The sequence below is a fragment of the Ktedonobacter sp. SOSP1-52 genome, from assembly GCF_016587395.1.
The window spans coordinates 197,501-216,989 of sequence record NZ_BNJH01000004.1 but is presented as its reverse complement, the minus strand read 5'-3'; the positions used below and the strand labels follow the sequence as shown (position 1 = coordinate 216,989).

General features: G+C 52.4%; 16 protein-coding genes. 8 read left to right on the top strand and 8 right to left on the bottom strand.

The features are described from left to right. On the top strand, positions 1–2,397 hold the full coding sequence (locus JMJ16_RS36045) for a 3-hydroxyacyl-CoA dehydrogenase/enoyl-CoA hydratase family protein (RefSeq protein WP_201389507.1): 2,397 nt from the start codon (positions 1–3) through the stop codon (positions 2,395–2,397). 293 nt (positions 2,398–2,690) lie between these two features. Here the strand turns inward: JMJ16_RS36045 and JMJ16_RS36040 are convergent, their stop codons facing one another. Then, complete coding sequence (locus tag JMJ16_RS36040; RefSeq protein ID WP_201370692.1) at positions 2,691–3,797, bottom strand: ABC transporter ATP-binding protein; 1,107 nt, start codon at positions 3,795–3,797, stop codon at positions 2,691–2,693. A 770-nt stretch (positions 3,798–4,567) separates the two neighbouring features. Here JMJ16_RS36040 and JMJ16_RS36035 point away from each other — a divergent pair. After that, a complete protein-coding gene (locus JMJ16_RS36035; RefSeq protein WP_201370693.1) occupies positions 4,568–4,801 on the top strand; it encodes a hypothetical protein in 234 nt (77 codons plus the stop codon). A gap of 367 nt (positions 4,802–5,168) precedes the next feature. On the opposite strand, the gene JMJ16_RS36030 is transcribed toward JMJ16_RS36035, so the two are convergent. Continuing rightward, a complete protein-coding gene (locus JMJ16_RS36030; protein WP_201389505.1) occupies positions 5,169–6,128 on the bottom strand; it encodes a methyltransferase domain-containing protein in 960 nt (319 codons plus the stop codon). Between the two features lie 523 nt (positions 6,129–6,651). Here JMJ16_RS36030 and JMJ16_RS36025 point away from each other — a divergent pair. Together JMJ16_RS36025 and JMJ16_RS36020 are read left to right on the top strand one after the other, a co-directional pair. After that, positions 6,652–7,842 carry a GAF domain-containing protein gene (locus JMJ16_RS36025; protein ID WP_201389503.1) on the top strand — a complete coding sequence of 397 codons (1,191 nt, stop codon included), beginning with the start codon at positions 6,652–6,654 and terminating at the stop codon, positions 7,840–7,842. 173 nt (positions 7,843–8,015) lie between these two features. After that, entirely contained in the window at positions 8,016–8,960 is a 945-nt protein-coding gene (locus JMJ16_RS36020) for a hypothetical protein (protein ID WP_201389501.1), read from the top strand. A gap of 148 nt (positions 8,961–9,108) precedes the next feature. Here the strand turns inward: JMJ16_RS36020 and JMJ16_RS36015 are convergent, their stop codons facing one another. The 3 genes from JMJ16_RS36015 to JMJ16_RS36005 form a co-directional block, all read right to left on the bottom strand. Next, the gene (locus JMJ16_RS36015; protein ID WP_201370697.1) at positions 9,109–9,321 is read right to left on the bottom strand and encodes a helix-turn-helix domain-containing protein; all 213 of its coding nucleotides are present in this window, start codon (positions 9,319–9,321) and stop codon (positions 9,109–9,111) included. Positions 9,322–9,608: 287 nt separating this feature from the next. Continuing rightward, on the bottom strand, positions 9,609–10,616 hold the full coding sequence (locus tag JMJ16_RS36010) for a hypothetical protein (RefSeq protein ID WP_201389499.1): 1,008 nt from the start codon (positions 10,614–10,616) through the stop codon (positions 9,609–9,611). A gap of 281 nt (positions 10,617–10,897) precedes the next feature. Further along, positions 10,898–11,587, bottom strand: a complete 690-nt coding sequence (locus JMJ16_RS36005) for a response regulator transcription factor (RefSeq protein ID WP_236600654.1) — start codon at positions 11,585–11,587, stop codon at positions 10,898–10,900. Between the two features lie 641 nt (positions 11,588–12,228). Between JMJ16_RS36005 and JMJ16_RS36000 the strand changes: the two genes are divergently transcribed. Further along, entirely contained in the window at positions 12,229–13,539 is a 1,311-nt protein-coding gene (locus JMJ16_RS36000; RefSeq protein WP_201389497.1) for an FHA domain-containing protein, read from the top strand. Between the two features lie 18 nt (positions 13,540–13,557). Here JMJ16_RS36000 and JMJ16_RS35995 read toward each other — a convergent pair whose 3' ends face one another. After that, positions 13,558–14,271 (bottom strand): MBL fold metallo-hydrolase, encoded by a 714-nt coding sequence (locus tag JMJ16_RS35995; RefSeq protein ID WP_201380950.1) that lies wholly within the window; start codon positions 14,269–14,271, stop codon positions 13,558–13,560. 334 nt (positions 14,272–14,605) lie between these two features. On the opposite strand from JMJ16_RS35995, the gene JMJ16_RS35990 reads away from it, so the two are divergent. Beyond that, complete coding sequence (locus JMJ16_RS35990; RefSeq protein WP_201389495.1) at positions 14,606–15,853, top strand: 3-oxoacyl-ACP synthase III family protein; 1,248 nt, start codon at positions 14,606–14,608, stop codon at positions 15,851–15,853. A gap of 69 nt (positions 15,854–15,922) precedes the next feature. Here the strand turns inward: JMJ16_RS35990 and JMJ16_RS35985 are convergent, their stop codons facing one another. Beyond that, a complete protein-coding gene (locus tag JMJ16_RS35985) occupies positions 15,923–16,819 on the bottom strand; it encodes a GNAT family N-acetyltransferase (RefSeq protein WP_201389493.1) in 897 nt (298 codons plus the stop codon). Positions 16,820–17,008: 189 nt separating this feature from the next. On the opposite strand from JMJ16_RS35985, the gene JMJ16_RS35980 reads away from it, so the two are divergent. Continuing rightward, positions 17,009–17,827 (top strand): phosphatase PAP2 family protein, encoded by an 819-nt coding sequence (locus JMJ16_RS35980; RefSeq protein ID WP_201389491.1) that lies wholly within the window; start codon positions 17,009–17,011, stop codon positions 17,825–17,827. Positions 17,828–17,900: 73 nt separating this feature from the next. Here JMJ16_RS35980 and JMJ16_RS35975 read toward each other — a convergent pair whose 3' ends face one another. Next, on the bottom strand, positions 17,901–18,632 hold the full coding sequence (locus JMJ16_RS35975) for a hypothetical protein (RefSeq protein WP_201389489.1): 732 nt from the start codon (positions 18,630–18,632) through the stop codon (positions 17,901–17,903). 366 nt (positions 18,633–18,998) lie between these two features. Between JMJ16_RS35975 and JMJ16_RS35970 the strand changes: the two genes are divergently transcribed. Next, positions 18,999–19,487, top strand: coding sequence for a PaaI family thioesterase (locus tag JMJ16_RS35970; protein WP_201389487.1), 489 nt, complete (start codon positions 18,999–19,001; stop codon positions 19,485–19,487). Positions 19,488–19,489 lie beyond the last annotated feature (2 nt).

Sequence of the window (19,489 nt, the reverse complement as noted above, 5' to 3'; positions counted from 1 at the left end):
ATGTCTACCACGCCATATCGCATTCGCAAAGTAGGCGTGATCGGCGCTGGTGTGATGGGCGCGGCTATCGCCGCCCATCTCGCCAACGTTGGCATCCCCAGCCTGCTGCTAGATATTGTGCCTCCAGATGCCAAAGATCGGAGCATTGTGGCCCGTACTGGGCTGGAGAAGGCTCTCAAAGCCAGGCCAGCCGCCTTCTATACCAAACGCGGCGCGCAACTGGTAACGGTTGGCAATATTGAGGATGACTTGCAGACGCTGGCCGAGGTGGATTGGGTCATCGAGGCCGTCGTTGAGCGTCTCGATATCAAGCATTCTCTGTATGAGCGCCTGGAGAAGGTGCTGGCGCCTCACACCATCATCAGCTCGAACACCTCGGGCCTTCCCGCGCACCAGCTGATCGAGGGGCGTGGCCCCGAGTTCCGCCGCAACTTCCTGATCACGCACTTCTTCAATCCCGTGCGCTATATGCCCTTGCTGGAACTGGTTCCCACGCCCGATACCGATCCTGCGCTCCTGCCCTTTATGCGCGAGTTTGGGACGGAAGTGCTGGGTAAGGGCGTGGTCCTGTGTAAGGATACCCCGAACTTTATCGCCAACCGTGTCGGTGTGTATGGCTTTCTCTCGACCATTCACCGTGCGCTGGCCGAGGGCTATAGCGTTGGTGAGGTGGATGCCATCCTTGGCCCCTCCATGGGACGCCCGAAATCAGCCGTTTTCCGCACAGCCGACCTCTCGGGCCTGGATACCCTGGCGCATGTCGCCGACAACCTCTATCAGAACGCGCCAGAAGACCCCTGGCGTGAGACGTTTAAGCTGCCAGAGATCATCCGCCAGATGGTCGCGCAAGGCAAGCTTGGGGAGAAGAGCGGGCAGGGCTTCTATAAGCGCGTGAAGCAGCCCGGTGGCGGCTCAGAGATCCTTGAATTGGATCTAACGACGCTGGAGTATGGGTCGAAGCAGAAGGTGCGCCTGGCCTCCATTGGCACGGCACGCAATTATGACGACCCGGCGCAGCGTGTGCTTGCCATGCTCAATAGCGATGACAAAGGCGGGCAACTGGCCCGCGAGACCATGGCGGACTCCCTGATCTATGCCGCAACTCTGGCGGCTGAGATAGCCGATAGCGTCGTCGCGGTCGATGAGGCCATGCGCTGGGGCTTTAACTTTGACTTTGGTAGCTTTGAGGTCTGGGATCTCCTGCTCAAGAATCCCCAGGTGCTGGAGAAGACTCTTGAGGGACGCGAATTGCCCGAACTGGTCCAGCGCGTGCGCGAAAAGGGGCAGGGGACATTCTACGTCGAGACCAACAGCGTCCGCCAGTACTTTGACTTCAAAGATGACACTTATAAGCCGGTGCCTGTGCCAGCGGGCAGCATCACCTTCACCGCGCTCAAAGCCAGCAACAAGGTCGTGCGTGACAACGGCTCGGCGGCCCTGATCGACCTGGGTGATGGTGTGGCTTGCCTGGAGTTCCATACCAAGATGAACTCCATCGATGAGGGCATCATCGAGATGATCCGCTATGCCGTCGAGGAGGGGCCAAAGCAGTTCCGCGCCCTGGTCGTCGCGAACGACGCTTCCGACTTCTCGGCTGGTGCGAACCTCTTCCTCGTGCTCATGGGGGCGCGTCAGGGGGAATGGGATATGATCAATAATGCCGTCAACGGGTTACAGCAGGCGAACCAGATGCTCAAGTACAGTTCCATCCCTGTTGTGGCCGCGCCGACTGGTCGCGCACTTGGCGGTGGCTGTGAGATCATTATGCATTGTAACCATACGCGCGCCCTAGCCGAGTCGTATATTGGCCTCGTCGAAGTGGGTGTTGGCGTGGTGCCAGCGGGGGGCGGCTGTAAAGAGCTTCTCCTGCGTCATGGAGCCGACCTGGAGCGTCAGAAGGCGGGCAAGACGGGCGGTCCTTTCACCCCGTCGCGTAAGGCCTTTGAGACCATCGCCATGGCCACCGTCTCGACCAGCGCGGTCGAGGCCCAGGAGCTACGCTTCCTGCGTAAGACGGACAGGTTGAGTGTCAATCGCGCCGTACTCCTGCGCGATGCCAAGGCGGATGCTCTACAACTGGCCGAGGCCCAGGCCGCCGGTAAGTGGCAGCCAGCCCAGCCGCAGCTGATGATCCTGCCAGGTTCTGGCGCGCGCCTGGTCCTGGAGCAGCAGGTAGATAATCTGTTGCTTACCGGCAAGGTTAGCGAGCATGATGCCGTTGTCGCGCGCCACCTGGCACGCGTCCTGACTGGTGGCAATTGCTCACCTCTCACACCGCTAACGGAGCAGCAGGTGCTCGACCTGGAGCGTGAAGCCTTCCTGAGCCTCTGTGGTATGGAGAAGACCCAGGAGCGTATGCAGGCTATTCTGATGACAGGCAAGCCCCTGCGCAACTAGCAAACCAGGCAAGCGCTTAAGCCGTAGATTTTTCTCTAGCGTTTGTCGTTACGGTTCCCCAATCCTTTAGTGAGGTGTCCTGCTCAGACTGAGCAGGACACCTTTTTTGTGGGAAGCAAGCACCACGTATTTCACCTGGTAAGAGTATGTGGCGGCGGTCCGGCTGAGCCGGACCGCCGCCACATACTCTTACTCCTGCGAAGCGCCGCAGGCGCTGAAAAGCCAACTTCCAACAAAGAGAAAGAGACCAGTGGCAGACGCGCCACTGGTCTCTTTCTCTTTGTAAAGTTTGCTTAGAAGATGGATTCGCCGGTCGCGGTATCGAAGAGGTGAATACGATCACTCTCAACATACAGGCGGATCTTGTTGCCGGGAACCGCGCGGGAGCGAGGATCGAGCGTCGCGATCAGGCTCTTGCCGCCAGCGGTCAGGTAAACCTGGAGCTCGTTACCGAGGTTCTCAACCACGTCAACCGTGCCGTCGATGCTGGAGCGTGTGCTGCTCTCGCCGACCAGGGTCGCATCCTCAAGGTGTGAGGGGCGGATACCGAAGGTCAACTCGCGGCCAGCCGCGTCACGAGCGAGCTTGGCCAGCTCAGCAGGTAACTCAATCTGGCCAATGCCTTCAAGCACGAGCTTGGTCAGGTCGCCTTCACCAACGACCTTCGCACCGGGGATGAAGTTCATGGTAGGAGTACCAATGAAGCCAGCGACGAACATGTTCGCGGGATGATCATACAGGTCCTGTGGTGTACCCAGTTGCTGGATAACGCCGCCATTCAGGACTGCAATACGGTCACCCATGGTCATAGCCTCGACCTGGTCGTGGGTAACGTAAATAGTCGTTGTCTGAATGCGCTGGTGCAGTTTGATGATATTCGCACGCGTCTCAACGCGCAGCTTGGCATCCAGGTTGGAGAGCGGCTCGTCCATCAGGAAAACCTGCGCCTCGCGGACAATCGCGCGACCCAGGGCAACGCGCTGGCGCTGACCACCAGAGAGTTCTTTGGGTTTACGCTTGAGCAGGTTTTCGAGACCGAGCTGCCCGGCTGCGTCTTCAACGCGCTTCTTGATCTCTGCTTTGGGGTAGTGGCGTAATTTCAGACCGAAGGCCATGTTGTCAAATACGGTCATGTGAGGATAGAGCGCATAGTTCTGGAAGACCATGGCGATATCGCGATCCTTAGGATCGACGCCATTGACCATGCGGTCACCGATGTAGATCTGGCCTTCGCTAGGCTCCTCAAGACCTGCAACCATGCGCAGGCAGGTACTCTTACCACAACCAGAGGGGCCGACCAGGACCATGAATTCCTTGTCCTTGATATCAAAGCTGACATCATGGACGACTTCTACCTTGCCGAAGCGTTTGTAGATGTTCTCAAATTGGACACGAGCCATGAAGGGATACTCCTTTCGCTTCGTAACAGTTCGCAGCTTTGCTTACTGTTACCCTTCTTCATATAGAATGAAGCTCCTGCTTGGTGCTATGCCGCGTCAAGCGTGAAGTAGAGCGATCTTTTTATAGAGATTCGTCTATATAAATCACTGCTTAAAGGGAGATCGACATAGCTTCTACCTACCGGCTCCGCTAAAAGTATACTTCATTGTTTCCAGCCGGCAGGCTAACAATAAAATTAGTATAACACAACTTTAACAAGAAACATAGGCTAATTTTGATAAAAAAGCATGGTTGCTCAAATCTGGGCCTTTATGAAATTTTAATAAGATGTCGGCTGCGTAGTCTCTATATGTATTGCCATTGGGGGAGAGAGTAATCGACATTGTATGAGGGAGAATGTATGAGGGAGAATTAGTACTCAAGTACCTGCCTATTTCTGAGTATCTTTTTGTTAAGGCTAGAGGAACAGCCTGGGGAAATTTTAGCGGTTTTAGCTTATTGAAGTGGCTTTATAAAACGTTTCTCCTTTGTTATAACAATGTAGGCATATTACATAAAAATATGTAAAAATTGTATGAAGATTTCTTGTGTATAAGCTGTTTCAAGAGAAAAACACTAGACAATTAGATGCAACTTCATGCATACTATTAACGTGCAATGTACAGTATGTGACTACAAAAGAGCAACATTGTATGTACATATGTGCAAGTATAGGTAAGAGAGTAAAACGCGGAGAAGCAGTCCACCCATAGGGACAGTGGAGGAATGAATGATGCTAGAGGCACAGGAACAGCGCAGTGAGGTTGCGCGCTTATTGTCGCAGATAAGCGCAGAATATGAGGCAGCACAACGCGGATTATCTGAAATTTCTTACGGTATGTCACAACATGAGTTTATTACTGCGCGAATGGAGAATATGGGACAGCTCCACAACCAGTTACAATCACTGGTGGGGGATGTTGCCATTGCGATGATTGCCGATAAACTAGGGAGCTGCCATTAGGCTCGCGGGTGATAGGATGCCGCATTTTCTAATTTGATATCAATTTCATCGATATCAATTTCATCTCTCTACAAAGGAACCCTGAAAATGGGTTCCTTTTTGTATCTGTGCTGGCTGGTATGATAAAGCGCCAAAAAAGAGGATTGTATTTATACGTTGTCAAACAATACATCTTACAATGTACGTCACAATGTATAAATATAATCCCTGGGCGCAACTCACGAAACATGTAGCCCGCATAGTTCTTTGATCAGAAAGATCTATGCGCCGCTATAAGGCGGTTTCAGCTATGAACTGACAGAATAAAGTGTCGAAGTTTGTCTGCGTGACACTTACTTCGCCCCTCCATTCACGGAGAGGGCAGTTTTTAGCGTGAGAGTGATGGTGTTAAGGAGCCCGGTTCAAAGACAAATGTATGCAAATGTGTATCTATTTGTGCCCTGGCTTGCTCGTCGAATAGCGTTTCTTTCTGTATATTGCGGATGCCACTCACGACATACTCTACTTCTTCGCAGAAGAAGTCGGGATGGTCAAAAATGCAGTTTTTTTCCGAGAAGAAGCTGCGTCTCCATTGTACTTTTTCGGTAGCGGAGAGAAAAGGTGCGCCCTCGCAGAGAAACCACTCGGCGATCCCCTGAAGATAGGAACGATATTCAGGCGTGAGGGGAGAGTGTCGGCGAATGGGATAGGCGTGTTCAACCACCGCATTATATCCTGCCTCGCGCAGGTAGTGCTGGAGCTTGGAACCGATCCAGCTATCTTCATGTGCGTACCCCAGAGCTGCCCGCTTCTCCTCCCACTTTTGTCGTGCGCGCAAGACACGTTTTTGTAGCGCCTGACTCAGAACACCAAAGCGCATAGTGCCGAAGTCGATATCCTTCACAATCAGGCGTCCACCATGTTTGAGGTAGGGTCGCATGGCGGCAAAGGTATTCACTGGTGAAGGAAAGTACTGGCTGACATTTGCACTGAAAATGATATCCGCTGTATTGAGTTCAATGGGAAGTTGTTCCAGGTCGGCCCGTCGATATTCAACCTGGTCCTCATACCAGGCACCTATGCTTCGCTGGTGCGCAACGTGGAGCGACTCATCTGAGATGTCAACTCCAAGGATACGCCCCTCTGGACCAACGGCCTTGGCCAGCATTGGTGTCCAGAGCCCTGGTCCACAACCCGCATCAACAATAAATCCTCCCTGTGGGAGGGCGATTTCCTGGATCATATGGATGCGTTCGTTGGCCTTGCTTTGATGGTGTGTCTCCAACCATTCAATTGCATTGAGAGGTAAACCGTAATCATTTACGTGAATGAGATTGTTTCCCGCCATTAACACTTAACCTTAACCTTCCAACCAGATACAAAATTCTCAGCACGAGCATTAACAGCAGTAATATTAACATATCGATGGATGAAAAATCAATAGATGTGCAACATTGTATGAAGTTAGTGTATACATTGTAATGTATCTTTGTTTAATCAAATGTATTTTGTAAGTGATAATATAAATGATGCGTTTGCAATAGGAACGTATATGGCATCTCTCTCTTATGAGCTAACCCTCTATGTTTTGGGCAAGGTGCCTCAGGCCTGCAGTGCTCGCCTGAAATAAACTTGTACAACTGGGTTAATTGAAGAGGATAAGCGGTGGGGCCTTGGTGAAGAAAAAAGGATGCCTGCTAGAAATATGCCCTGCTCTTTTCTGCTAAATATTCACATTTGTGAAATAACTGCCTGCATTTTTTTATCTATTCTTCATGTGAATATCTACAATAAAGTCCCGTTTCTATGCTATAATGGGTGAGATAAATAGAGATGGAGCATGTGGCTCCCTAAGGAAGAGGGCTATTGGTATGCAGAAAGGACGCAATCCCGAACAGCCAGGCAACGAACTGGAAGAGAATGTATTGCGTGGCAGTTTGAGGAGTGGGCAAGGAAAACGCAAGAATACAGCCATCCTGAAGCAAGCGCGTCCTCCACGCAAGAGTGCCCTCTCGCGTACTGAGAATGCTAAAAGTACGGCGCAAGCGCGCAAGGGGAGCCAGGTCGCCGCCGATAATATTCCTGTGCTCAATAGCGCTAATGAGAAGGGGCTCTCACCATTTAGTAGTACGTTGCATGCTATTTTGCATCGTAACCGGGCTGAGATTGGGCGCATCTCACGCGAGTTGGATGTCGCAGAGAACACTATCTACCGCTGGATGAATGGTACCTCTGATCCTCGACACTCACATTTACGCAATCTTCCTGATGTGATGTCAGAGCATCGACAGGCAATAATACAGGCGATTAACAAAACCTTTCCAGACGTTCTTGATATGAACATTCTGGCGAGTATCCCTGAGATTCGGGTCGAGATCTATCGCCGTGTCCTTGAGTTGATTGCGAGCACCGCTGATCCAGCCAACTGTCTCTGGCAAGTTGCGCAGACGATTTTTGATTATGCCCTGCTCCAGTTGGATACAGAGCACAAGGGAATCACCATCATCTATGCCTCTTTTATGCCTCCTTGCGAGGACGATGGGACGATTCATTCGTTATATGAAGCGCTGGCCCGTGGCACCGAACCCTGGTCGCCAGCGACTGATAGCCGTGTCTTTCTGGGAAGTACGACGCTTGCCGGGTCGGCGGTGATGCAGCAACGCATGATGCGCTGGGATAGCCGGGACGAAGCGGCTCGCCTCCTCGTTGAAGTCGATACCCATGAGGCAAGTTCATGTGCGGCCCCCGTCATGCGTGGTGGCAGAGTCGCCGGGGCGCTTGTGGTCTCCAGCACTCAGCCGCGTTTCTTCGATGATCCCACCGCCTGTAAAGCAGTTAACGACCTGGCTCATCTTCTGGCGACAGCGCTTCAGGATAAAGACTTTTACCCCTATACAAAATTGAAATTACGTCCTATGCTTAGTCTAGCAGAGCAACGCGAGATTTTGGCCTCTTGCTATGTGCAGCGCCTATTGAGCTATGCACGTGAGCATCGCGTGTCACGCGCCGAGGCCGAGATATATGTGCGTCGCGATCTGGAGAGACAATTTGAGCAGCAATAAGAACTTTCGCCTTCTCTCTGGCGTATAGTTAATGTACGCTATAATTGTTTCTGGCTAAGCTCTTATTCCGAAACCCAACGTCGCTCTCGCGACTAGTGCTCCGCGCTCAGGTTTTCGGATAAGCAGTAAAGGGACTAATTTTCATTTTTTGATTTGGATAAGAGTAAGTTATTATGCAGCAGACCCCAGAAGAAGAAGCCAAGACAGGGCCTGGTCAATCGGCTCAGCCATTGTACGAGTATCCTGCGCCTACCCCCTCGCAAGCAACTCCTCCTCAACAGGGAGAGAGCCAGTCGCCATCTGTAGACATGGCACCTGAGGAGGAAGAGCACAAGCAGCCCGGTACCATACCTGAGCAGTATGGCTCTGTCGCAGCGGCTCCTAATGAAGACAGGCCCGCACAGGAGGTCTCCGCGGAGGATATCCGGAGTGGACTGGTTTATCCACCCCCGCCCTCATTCTACGCACAGATGCAGGAGCCAACCTCTGTCGAACGAGAGCCAACACCGCCTTCACGGCCTGAAGAGACGCCCTGGTCAACTTTTCCGCCCGTCCCTGCAAGAGGAAACCCTGGCCCACAGGGTTCCCAGCAATTTCAGGGAGAGTCGCAGTTCGCGCCCGCGCCTCCATTTGCGCCTTTTCCCGCGCCTGGCCTTCCTGTACGACGCAGGGCCAATAAGTGGGTATGGCTCTCGCTTGCTATTTTTGGTGTGATCGCCCTGGTGAGTTGTGGCTTGTGTACCTGGACAGCTTCATCAGTCATGGCTCCTGTAGTGTTGCAAACCACGGGTTCACTGACGACGATCAATAACTACTACACCGCCATTCAGAGCCGTAACTACGATGAGGCTTTTAGTTATATCGAGCCGAAAGGACGTTTGCAAGGCCTCACGCGCGAGCAATTTATTGCCGAGGCCAAGGCGCGTGATGCTCGCTATGGCCAGGTACTCTCCTTTACGCCACGCACCAACCAGGTTTCAGCACAGCCGAGTGCGCAGGGGCTCTCCAATCTCAAGGTCACCTTCGATATCACGCGTTCAAAGTTAAAGTACGCGGTGACCTTGACCGTCGAGAAGGTCGGCGACCAATACAAGATTGTAGATTACCAGCAGATTTAGATGTAACCAGACAAAAAAGGTGTAAGCCAGGATTCTGGCTTACACCTTTTTGCAATGAATCAGCAATAGGTTTTTAAAAAATGAAAACGATATAGATAAATCTGGAAAACTGCAAATGTAGTAAACTTAGACGGGCAAGGGAAATCAATTACTGCGCATTTGCCAATGGAGCGGAGGAAATTTCGCGTCCCACGCATGCACGCAGATCCTCGCGGTAGAAACGCCAGGTGCTACCGACCTTGTGTCCAGTAAGCTGCCCGGACCACATCAAGCGGTAGAGGGTGGAGCGGCTCACGCGCAGGTAATCCATTGCTTCCTTGAAGGTTAAGAGGGTATCATCCTGAATCATCTGAACTACCATGTTAGGTTCTCCTTAAGAATTGTTAAATAAGTACAATTGCCACTAACGATGTAATCCGGGAGACGATAAATTACGTTACATAAATTGTCTCATTGCATACTATAGTAACCAATGTTGATGTAAAACTGTGTTAAGGAAAAGTTGCGATCTGGTTAATTTTAACGCTAGCATGGTTAGATATTCGTTACCCTGGACTGGCTTGCTATCCGATATTAAATCTTCCTGCTAGACGTTCTTCGTCTCCCTTTTTCTGATTATATCCTTTTTCGGTTTCTTTGTAACTCCTACTACCACTTTGTGGCTAGTAGTATGTCAAGTTCCTCGTGCTTGCAAGCCACGGGAAAGATTGTCATATGCGTAAGCTGAGCCAGGTAGTCGAGACTCTCGCGATTCGAGGGGTCGGCCAGGGCTACAGTTAGCGCCTGTTGTTCACGACCTACTGGTACGCAGCGCAAGGTGCAGGCGACCCTGTGGGGGATGAGGCGTGTCAAACGCCTGGGCAGGCAGGTTGGCAGGTGCATAAACGGGACTGAGGATGGCATTGCTGCCTCGTATGCTGGCGGCTGATGATACAGGTTACTATGCCTGCTGTGTGCGGCGCTGATTGGTAAGAGCATACGTGGCTTCAAGGTGACGCGTCGCGCGCAACGCCCTAACTGCTGGAGAAAGCCCTCATAGGTCTCTTGCTGCTCGGGGAAGGAGGCATACCCGATGACAATATGTGTTTCATGTCGTAGGGGAGGAATTATCGTCTCCGCCTCCAGCAGGTCTACCTGTGCATAAATACGCTCCAGAATGTTGTAGGCGCCTCCAGATCCAACACCTGGGAGGAAGAGCAGAGCGCTCCCTTCGCCGTGTGTGCGTAGTTGATCACTACCACGTAGGACGGCTTTGATCTTGTCTTCGAGTTGGTTCATAAAACCAGGTGCCGGATGGCTGCAACATGGAGGCCTGAACACATACTTATGTGTGGTGGCATCATAGGTGTTTCGGCGTTCAACTTGCACAATATGCAGGGCAAAAAGGCTGAAGGACTGTCTCTGTGCCAACAACTCCTGAATGTGTTGTTGTACCTCCTGCAACAGCTCTGTTGGGAGTAAAATGTTCTCCAGAAGAGGCTCTTCTGCTTCTCTTGTTTCTTGAAGCGCTTCTATATGCATGAGCGGCAAAAGTTGGCAGGTGCAGGGGTCGCCCTGATACCGCACAGCTCGCCTACCTCGGGCTGATTTTATGCTTGCACGCTTGAGATGCTGCTTCTCGGAGGCTGCCTCGCCTGTTGTTAGTCTTGTAATCATCAGACCTCCGCCTCTGGATACCCCTGCCTTGGGGCATGAGGCTCCTGACTGTTTCTGTGTATTTGCCCAAATGGATATAGGGAAGTGTATCATTGAAGAAGACGAAGGTGTGATGGTTAATGTGTTACAGAGTGGTTAAGATTCACCAAGGCAGGTTAAGAAGCAGGGCGAGAGGAATGTGTTCTAGAGGGGTATCCAACCATGTATTGCCGTCTCGCGTATGGCTGGATACCTGATTGTTGTCGTCGCTTGTAGCCTGATTGAAAGCTTAAGGGGCCGGGTTAAGGTTCTATAGCCACAGGGGCAGTGAAGGTATAGCCTACTCCTGGAACCGTCATAATAAAACGAGGGCTATTAGGAGAGGGCTCTACTTTCTGGCGCAGGTGGCGGATGTGGGTCTTCACCAGGCCTGAGTCACCGGTTTCATCGTAGCCCCAGACACGTTCGATGATCATATCTGTGGTCAAGACCTGGCCTGTATTGGTAATAAGCAAATGGAGTAAACGGCTTTCAGTAGGAGTAAGGCGAACTTTGACGCCATCGCGTGTGACCTCATGCCGCATCGCATCAAGCGTAATTGGTCCAACAGTAACTGTAGAGGTGCCCGCGGCCCCGCGTACATTGCCTGCGCGGCGCATAACGGCTTTAATGCGTGCCAGGAGCTGTCTTGGGCTGAAGGGTTTGCGCAAATAGTCATCAGCACCCAGTTCCAGGCCACGGACTTCGTCGTCTTCGCGGTCGTGAGCAGTCAAGATAAGTACCATAGAGTTGGTTTCGTTACGCATCTGGCGACAGACCTCGAAACCATCAAGTTTAGGCATCTGAATATCTAAAATCACCAGGTCTGGTAATGATTCGCGCCAACGCTTGATTGCCTGCTCGCCATCAAAGGCGCGTATGACCTCGTAGCCATGCCCTTTGAGCCAGTAGCTCAGCATATCTACCATGTCGCGGTCATCGTCCGCTACCATGATCTTCACGTACGTTTTCCTCCTACACTACAGGCCTACGTTACAATGCAAGGATGTACAGACGTGTCTTCTTATAGACACGTTACTCATCATTTCTGCGTCTCACGTTCCCAACGGGACGCAACTATGAGAGTAACATAATGATACAATGTGTGACAGGAATAGTCATGATCAATAGTTCTTTTGGGCAATTGGCTCTGTTTATTACGGCAATTTGATCCGCCTCCAGGTTTATTTCGCTGGCCATATGCCCAGCAGTGTCTCGCAAAAGCCTGCTCTCCCTTATCTATCCCGGTTCACAAGCTCGCCCCAGTGGAGATGGTTCCTAAAAATGCGCAAAGGAAGAGGTAGAAAGGCGTATGTGCATCTTAAGCATTTTCTACTTCACCCACAAGTCCTACTATTTTGTCTGTGGTGAAACAAGATGATATCATTTTTCTGAAGCTATCCTCTAAGAATGTGTGTACGCTGGGAGTCATGTACCCCCGCTTTGAATGCGGGGCTTGGAGCGAGGACATGCGCCTCGTTGTGATAAAAGCGGGCAGTGGATGGCTCCTTGAGGGAGGCAGACAACGAATACAGCAAGTTTCCCAACCTGGTTTTATCTTGGTAGCTACGGTGGAGTCGCCTGCTGCCTATGTATGCTCGTGGGCAATATTCTCTATGCCTACATACGCAAACGTGGGGCACGGCGTCAGCTTCTGGCTGTCTCTTTCGCCTGCATAATAGCGGCCCTGCTGGTAATTCCTGCCTTTATATGGTATGCGCTTTATTTTCATACCACACGTGCCTCGCTCTCATTTCTAGAGGCGCTGATCGTCCTGGCTTATCTCGCTATTTGTGGTTGGTTGCTACCCATAGGGGCCAGCGCCCTCTTTCTGGCGCTAGCGCGACCGCGTGTCGCGGAATCTCTCCTTAGATCCACATCTGTGCAGACCGCTGCTACACGCTCGAATTCCACTAGCGCATCGTATGTTCCTCCCCGCTATATACCAGGTAACCCCGTGTCGCTGGTCTTTGGTGAGGAGACGCCCTGGGCCTGGCTAGAGTATCGGAATGGAAACTTTCAAGGCCAGCGCCTGGCTTTCAAGCGTGCGATCATGACGATTGGACGCGATGAGAACTGCGATATTTGGCTGGATGACGATATGGTCTCGCGCCACCATGCCGAGATCGTGTGGGACCGTGGCATGGTCTTTGTGACGGATTGTGGGAGCATGAATGGCCTCTCGCTCAACGGTCAGCGTGTCAAAGGCTTTGCACGCCTGGAGCATAATGACTTGCTTGAAGTTGGCTCACACCGCTTTATCTTCGCGTTGGCTGAGTCTCAAGAGGCCTCGTTAGAGGAGAGTGACCCTCTTGCGCACCACAAATGGCGCCTGACCAGTGAACTGGGTCAGGACACCCCTACCGGAAATAGTCGTGATCTGCCTGCAACCAGGCCACTCACCGACCGAGCTTCGGTCCTCTTTTCGGGTCGCGTAACGGAAGATTGGAAGGACACTGCTGAGGTAACAAGGCCGCCAACTCCTTTTCAGACCTCGACAAATCTGGGAGGTGCGCTGACCATTTGCGATGGTGAACTGGTGGGTCGTAGCTTTATGCTCGAACGGGCCGTTCTCTCGATTGGGCGCGGTATCGAGAGCGATATCGTGATCAATGACTCTTCGATCTCACGTCGGCATGCTCAATTCTTGCGCCAGGCCGATGGCGACTATGTGCAGGATCTCAATAGCCGGAATGGAACACGCGTCAACGATGAGTACCTGACCAAGCCTCGCTTGCTCCAAGGCGGCGATATCGTCTCTGTAGGCAACATTCGCCTGGAGTATATCTCGATGCTGGTGGCTCATACTTCTTCTCTGCCACATCTGATCACACCCCGGCCCTATACCGCGCCTATTAGTGGCATTGGCCCCGCTCCTATCAAGCTTCCTAGCCGCCAGAAGTAGTGCTCCACGCGAACGAGTTTACCACGCAATTTCATAGCGTTGAAGTGGGTGGAGCGAGAGGATGGGTCGCCCGTGGCCAGGATAGAGGTAGCGAATATCCAGGCTACGGAGGACGTGCAGCGTCTCGCGTAAGAGGTGGCGGTTAGCTCCGGCGCGTAGACGTGGCCTCTCACTTTCATTAGTGAGCACTGTATCTCCACAGATTAATTCCAGAGAGAAGGGATTGTAGAGGCAGAGGCTTTCGGGAGTATGCCCGGGACTGGCAATGACGCGCCACTCAGGATGCTCAGGCAGTCCCGTAATATCCTCTAGCCAGATATCAACCAATTGCATCTGCTGGAGATAGGCTGGTGGGAAGAGATCGAGGTGTTGCAAGGAGTCCGGTAGCATCCGCCCGGCGAAATGGCTGATGCGTGGCAGGACATTTCCCTTGCTCTCATTATCGAGCGCGAGCTGCTTAACCAGGGCCGAGGCCGCAACGGGGGCCGAGCAGATGGCTTTGAGCGCCGCGAGACCTGCCGTATGATCGGGATGGAGGTGGGTAAAGACAACCAGGTCTATGTCTTGAGGGCTGCGACCAAGAATGCGCTGAATGTAGTGGTGGAGCAGGCGCACATTCAACTCAGAACCAGGGTCGACGACCACCAGGCGCTCATCGTTGATGAGGTAGGTGTTGGCCATAGAGAAGCGATCTGTGATGGTGTGCACCATCCTGGCTTTGGTTGGATGCATAGGCTCTAGGATGCATTCCTTTCCTTCAATCGGGTTCCCTGGATGCTTGCTGGCTTGCCCTGTATCTGCTAAGAAGAGCTATATAGGGTGATGAGGGCACAGGGTATGTTTTAACGACCTGGATAGAATGCATTATAAAACCTGGCCTGCTACAAAGCAATGAGATGCTTATTTAGGAGCAAACTCCCATGTACTGTACGCTTTTTTTTCTCTGCCCTTACCGAAAACGAGGCCGCCTCCCATCGTAGATCAGCTTATACGCAGGGAGTGATCTCATATGTTATACTTACGGTAAATTAGGTGGTACATCCTCGATACGGAGGTTCTTTTTCGAATGACACTAGCCCCTGAGGGTCAATGGCCGCACTATACCTATGCTGTGCCACAGACCTATACCAAATCCCAGGTTCGCCTTGTGGGTTTGGGGAATTATTCTCCTAAAGGTATTATCACAAACGAATTTTTCGCGTATATTTCGACCTGTCTTGGTGATCCGCGTAAGGCGGAGGATCTGGAGCGCGTTACTGGTTTGAGCACCCGTTATGTCCGCGCCAGTACAATGGCTCTGTGCCGGAGGATGGCTGGTAGCGATGCTCCCGGCCTGATCGATGATCCCGAAGCGGCCGAAGATGAGTCGCTTGTTGATATGGCGGTTGTGGCTACGAAGCGCGCCCTGGCGAGTGCGGGCCTGGAAGCCACAGATATAGATACAATCATTGGTGCCTCCTCATCCGATAATGATGCCTTTCCGACGATTGCAGGCTGGGTGGGAATGCGCCTGGGTATCCCAACTATTCGCGCAACCATGCTGCGGGGCGCCTGTGCTTGCCAGACGGAGGCCTTCCAGGTCTGTGCCGAGGTACTGGCCGCCAGCTCTGCCAGGCGCGTGTTGCTGGTGATGTCTGAGGGCCTACTCCCCAACATCATGAATGTGTTGGATTGGAAGACCAGTTCGCTCTTTGGCGAGGGGGCCGTGGCCTACATTCTGGAGCGTGGCGACGAGCCAACCTATGTCATTAATGGTTCTGATGCTCGCCAGGCGGCTTCCCTCTTCTACCAGACGCCGCTGCGTAAAGACTCGGTGGAGATGGCCGAGGTCGATCTGCGGATTCGCCAGCTCTTCAAAGAGGGCAAGGGCAAAGAGCTAAGCCAGCTTCTCTCGCAGTACCATGTGGGCTATACCAAGATGAATGGCAAAGAGGTCTTTCGTGAGGCTCCCCGGGCCATGGCAGAGTCTGTAGATGCGCTCCTGCGTCACTCGGGCTTGCAGTATGATGATGTGAAGCATATCGTGCCTCACCAGGCTAACTCACGCATTACGCGTCGCATGGGCGAGCTGCTGATGAATGATTATGGCTGGCCTGAGTCTACCATGGGGAAACTGGCCGATAACTTCCGCTACTATGGCAACCTCTCCAACGCGAGTATTGGCACCGCACTGGTTGAGCTGTTGCGCAATGACCGCCTGCATCCTGGTGAGTGGCTAGCGCTCCCCGCGGTAGGTGGGGGGCTTAACTATGGCTGCTGGCTTGTACGTTATCAAGGATTGAAAAACGTAGATGCTGTGATCGACCCCGCTTAGAAATTTTTGATGAAGAATATAATGACGTTGGCAGCCGCAGGCTGCCAACGTCATTATATTCTTCATCAGTTAAAAAAGTCCTCGCTCGTAGGTATAATAGACTTCGCTGTCTTCGGCAATGGCCTCTTCACAGCCCAGGCCCGCGAAGGCATCACGCATAATAACCAGGTCGGGCGCGTAGATGCGTACGTTTTCGATCTCTATCTCGATTGCATGCTGGAGTAGCTCGTTGCCGATGAGGCTGATGGCTTCTATGGCGGTTCCGTCGATGTACCCGATTGAGAGACTTACTGTTGGGTTCTCGCGCACCTCAAAGATGGCCAGCCCATCCAGGCGTTCCCAGCGATGAAGAACATAAATTTGCTGCGCCTTGATTTTTTTCTCTAGAAACTCTGCCGTGATGGGGTAAGCGCGGAAGCGCAGGTAGTAGAGACCTCCGACAATAGGAAAGATATTCGAGGCATTTAAGAAGTCAATGATGGCGTCCAGGTCCTCAAGCGTGGCCAGGCGCGGTTTATCGCTGCCATGTACACGCGTGATTTTCTCGGGCGTGGCTTGGGTATTAAAGGGGAGAATGGCCCCCACGCGGCGAAAATATCCCCCTTCACTCACCTGCTGCGAGCGCTCATTGATATGTGAAATGGCCATACGTGCATATTGCGCACCGCGCCGCATTGCCTCGGTCAGCGCGGCCTCATTTACTTTGCGTGCCAGGCCCTGGCGGCGAAATTCTGGAGCGACGCGCAGGCCCTCAAGCCAGGCGTCCTCGGGCGTAAGCATCTCCATATGCACCAGGGCCGCAGGTTGTTTATCAACCGTAGCTACGATGAGCTGCCCTGCTGGATTCTGTAGCCATTCATTCCAGACGTGCTCGATATAATCTCCATGTTCCCATGTATGTGCGCAGAAGGCCAGAACCGCCTCGCGGTCCTCTGCCTGTGCCGGTCGTACTTCAATGTGTGACATGACCAGTGATACCTCCCTTTCCTATGTTGACTATAGCGAGAAAACGTCATTTTCGTCAATATATTCCGCAACTATTGCTCAGCCCTGGACGTGCTATATGTATCGTTTACCTATCCGTAAAGATGATTTCCGCTGTAGACAACTACAACTTTTGATAGAGAGTTAGCTAGAGGCATAGAGGAGGAGGCCATGCCAGAAAAGAATCCACTTTCTAAAGATGAGGCAGTAAAAGAGCTTGAGGGCCATGCTCAGGAGGCTGTACAGAAGGCACAGCAGGAGGTAGAGGAGTCGCGCTCTCCCTGGTGGAGCGTCTTACGCAAGACGAGTTTCTTGATCACGTTTGATGCCATTATGCTTGTGCTTTTTGGCGCCCTGGCCGCCTATGTGCATTTTAATGCCGTCCTCAATATCGATGTGTTTATTACGCAGGAATTTCAGGAGTTACGGACTCCGTGGTTAGATGTGTTGATGACGGCTGTTAGCTATATTGGGACCAGTCTTATGCTGTCGATTCTGCTAATAGTTGTCATGGCGGTTATCTTCTGGGTCGTCAATTTGCGTTTGGAGGCGATCATTCTCATCGTGCATACCACTGTGAGTTCGCTCTTGAATGGTCTGTTCAAAGCCTGGATTGGACGCCCACGCCCGACAACCAACCTGGTCGAGATCCTACAGGCCGCTGGCGGCAAAAGCTTTCCCAGTGGGCATGTGATGGGGTATGTTGCCTTCTGGGGCCTGCTCTTCTCCTTCGGGGTGATTCTCTTTAAGCGTGACCGCTGGTGGCACTATGTATTGCTGATTGTACCTGCATTGTTTGTGATCCTGGTCGGGCCATCACGTGTCTATCTTGGCGACCACTGGGCCTCGGATGTGCTGGGGGCCTATATGATTGGCCTCTTCTTGCTCTCCATAACGCTCTGGATCTATGGACGCCTGAAGCGCCGAGGGGTGCTTGAGTATAAGCATACGCCCGCGCCCGCTAAGGCTCATCCAGCCCATTCATCATAAGATCTGCCTGGTACACAGAGAGGAGGGGAACGGCATCACATGGCCGTTCCCCTCCTCTCTGTGTATATGCTACTTACGCGTTAGTGCTTCGTCTGCGACGATGGCTATGGCCAGTGGATGTCTCGTGCTCTGGCGCCTCTTCCTGCTCGTCTGTTTCATCCTCTTCTTGTGTCTCTGCCTGATCCTGTGTGGTTGGCGCGTCCTCTGTGCTTGAGGATGGGGAGGACTCATTTTCTTCTCCCTGGGTCTGTGGTTGATCTACGCTGGCCTGTGTGGCGGGCTGCTCCTCTGTGTTGTCCTGGTTTGCGGGTTCCGCATGGCTGTTGTCGAGCGCTGAAACGGTTTCTGGGGTGTGTTCCTGGGTTAGCTCCTGAAGAATATCGTTCAAGGGAACTGGCTCGGGTGCTGGCTCGTCCTGGGCGACTGATCCGGCGTGGAGCGCTGCGCGCTCCTGCTCGAGTGTGTTTGTCACGGGAGTGTCTGTCAATTCCTCAAGGATAGGTGCGGAGGATGTGATAGGAGGCTGCTCATTTGTTTCATTGGCAGCTTTGTTGTTTTTCTTCTTACCTGGAATGGACTCCAGCGCGCTTTGCACCTGTTGTAGCTGCATCTCTAAATTGTGGAGCGCCACCTGAGCCTCCTCGAGGCGCTGTTGAGCTTTGGCTACCTTTTGCTCCGCCTTCTGAGCCTCTTTCTTGCCCTCTTCAATTTTTAGCATAAGCCTGGCTTCGCGCTTGGCGAGCTTTTTTCGCTCTTTTTTCTGATTAGTGGGAGATGCGGCCTGCACGTGATTGGTAACTGTCATAATGCACTTCTCTTCCTAAAACTATGCACGGACGTCTACATAACAACGATTGCCTGGCTGCAAAAATACCTGAAGCTGTCAACCTGGAGTAGTATACGCGTACTGTTGTTGGGTTCGGGGGCGCGAATAGTGACAGCTATTATGAGAAAGATACTCCATAGTGACGGCAGTTGGCAAGAGGCAACCCGCCAGGCAAGAGATGTTCGTTGTATTAAGCACGTGTAGGGGTGCTGGGTAGTTTCGCTCTCTGTGCCTCTGGCCGTAGATGGCTGCACGTTTGCCCCTTCTCAGTAACTATGATAGACTCAACCGGGGAGAAGAGACTCGCTTTGCTTATGCCAAAGAAACGTTAGGAACGATATAATCATGGAATTGAATGATACGACTGATTATCAGCTCTGTTTTGTGTGTGGCCAACGGAATCCCTATGGCCTCAAAATGGTATTTAGCCTGGATGGGGATACGGTGGTCTCGGACTTTCGGCCTGCGGCTGAGCACCAGGGGTTCCCAGGAGTCATTCATGGTGGCATTGTTGCCGCTGTGCTAGATGAGGCCCTTAATCGCACCACTATGCTTACCGATACGCCCGCCTGGACAATGACCGGGCGCCTGGATGTGCGCTATCGACGCTATGTTCCCTATGGACCTCTGTTGCGTGTCCGGGCGAAGCTTGGTCTCCAGCGAGGGCGTATGTCGCAGGCATCTGGCTATCTTACCCTGGCGGAGGACGAGAGTGTCGTGCTGGCCGAGGCACATGGAACCTTTATGGCACTATCGAACCAGGTTATTGATGAGATTATGCAAGAGTATCCTGGCATGCGTGATTTTTTTACTTCCTCTCTGCCTGAAGCGTAACT

What these genes read in the sequence shown, in the direction of transcription:
- JMJ16_RS36015 (WP_201370697.1), bottom strand. Translation starts at nt 9,321, where the DNA reads ATGGTAGTTCAGATGATTCAGGATGATACCCTCTTAACCTTCAAGGAA.
- JMJ16_RS35975 (WP_201389489.1), bottom strand. Translation starts at nt 18,632, where the DNA reads ATGACAGTTACCAATCACGTGCAGGCCGCATCTCCCACTAATCAGAAA.
- JMJ16_RS36020 (WP_201389501.1), top strand. Translation starts at nt 8,016, where the DNA reads ATGCAGCAGACCCCAGAAGAAGAAGCCAAGACAGGGCCTGGTCAATCG.
- JMJ16_RS35995 (WP_201380950.1), bottom strand. Translation starts at nt 14,271, where the DNA reads ATGCATCCAACCAAAGCCAGGATGGTGCACACCATCACAGATCGCTTC.
- JMJ16_RS36040 (WP_201370692.1), bottom strand. Translation starts at nt 3,797, where the DNA reads ATGGCTCGTGTCCAATTTGAGAACATCTACAAACGCTTCGGCAAGGTA.
- JMJ16_RS36000 (WP_201389497.1), top strand. Translation starts at nt 12,229, where the DNA reads ATGCTCGTGGGCAATATTCTCTATGCCTACATACGCAAACGTGGGGCA.
- JMJ16_RS36030 (WP_201389505.1), bottom strand. Translation starts at nt 6,128, where the DNA reads ATGGCGGGAAACAATCTCATTCACGTAAATGATTACGGTTTACCTCTC.
- JMJ16_RS35980 (WP_201389491.1), top strand. Translation starts at nt 17,009, where the DNA reads ATGCCAGAAAAGAATCCACTTTCTAAAGATGAGGCAGTAAAAGAGCTT.
- JMJ16_RS35970 (WP_201389487.1), top strand. Translation starts at nt 18,999, where the DNA reads ATGGAATTGAATGATACGACTGATTATCAGCTCTGTTTTGTGTGTGGC.
- JMJ16_RS35990 (WP_201389495.1), top strand. Translation starts at nt 14,606, where the DNA reads ATGACACTAGCCCCTGAGGGTCAATGGCCGCACTATACCTATGCTGTG.
- JMJ16_RS36045 (WP_201389507.1), top strand. Translation starts at nt 1, where the DNA reads ATGTCTACCACGCCATATCGCATTCGCAAAGTAGGCGTGATCGGCGCT.
- JMJ16_RS35985 (WP_201389493.1), bottom strand. Translation starts at nt 16,819, where the DNA reads ATGTCACACATTGAAGTACGACCGGCACAGGCAGAGGACCGCGAGGCG.
- JMJ16_RS36005 (WP_236600654.1), bottom strand. Translation starts at nt 11,587, where the DNA reads ATGGTAGCGGACGATGACCGCGACATGGTAGATATGCTGAGCTACTGG.
- JMJ16_RS36035 (WP_201370693.1), top strand. Translation starts at nt 4,568, where the DNA reads ATGATGCTAGAGGCACAGGAACAGCGCAGTGAGGTTGCGCGCTTATTG.
- JMJ16_RS36010 (WP_201389499.1), bottom strand. Translation starts at nt 10,616, where the DNA reads ATGATTACAAGACTAACAACAGGCGAGGCAGCCTCCGAGAAGCAGCAT.
- JMJ16_RS36025 (WP_201389503.1), top strand. Translation starts at nt 6,652, where the DNA reads ATGCAGAAAGGACGCAATCCCGAACAGCCAGGCAACGAACTGGAAGAG.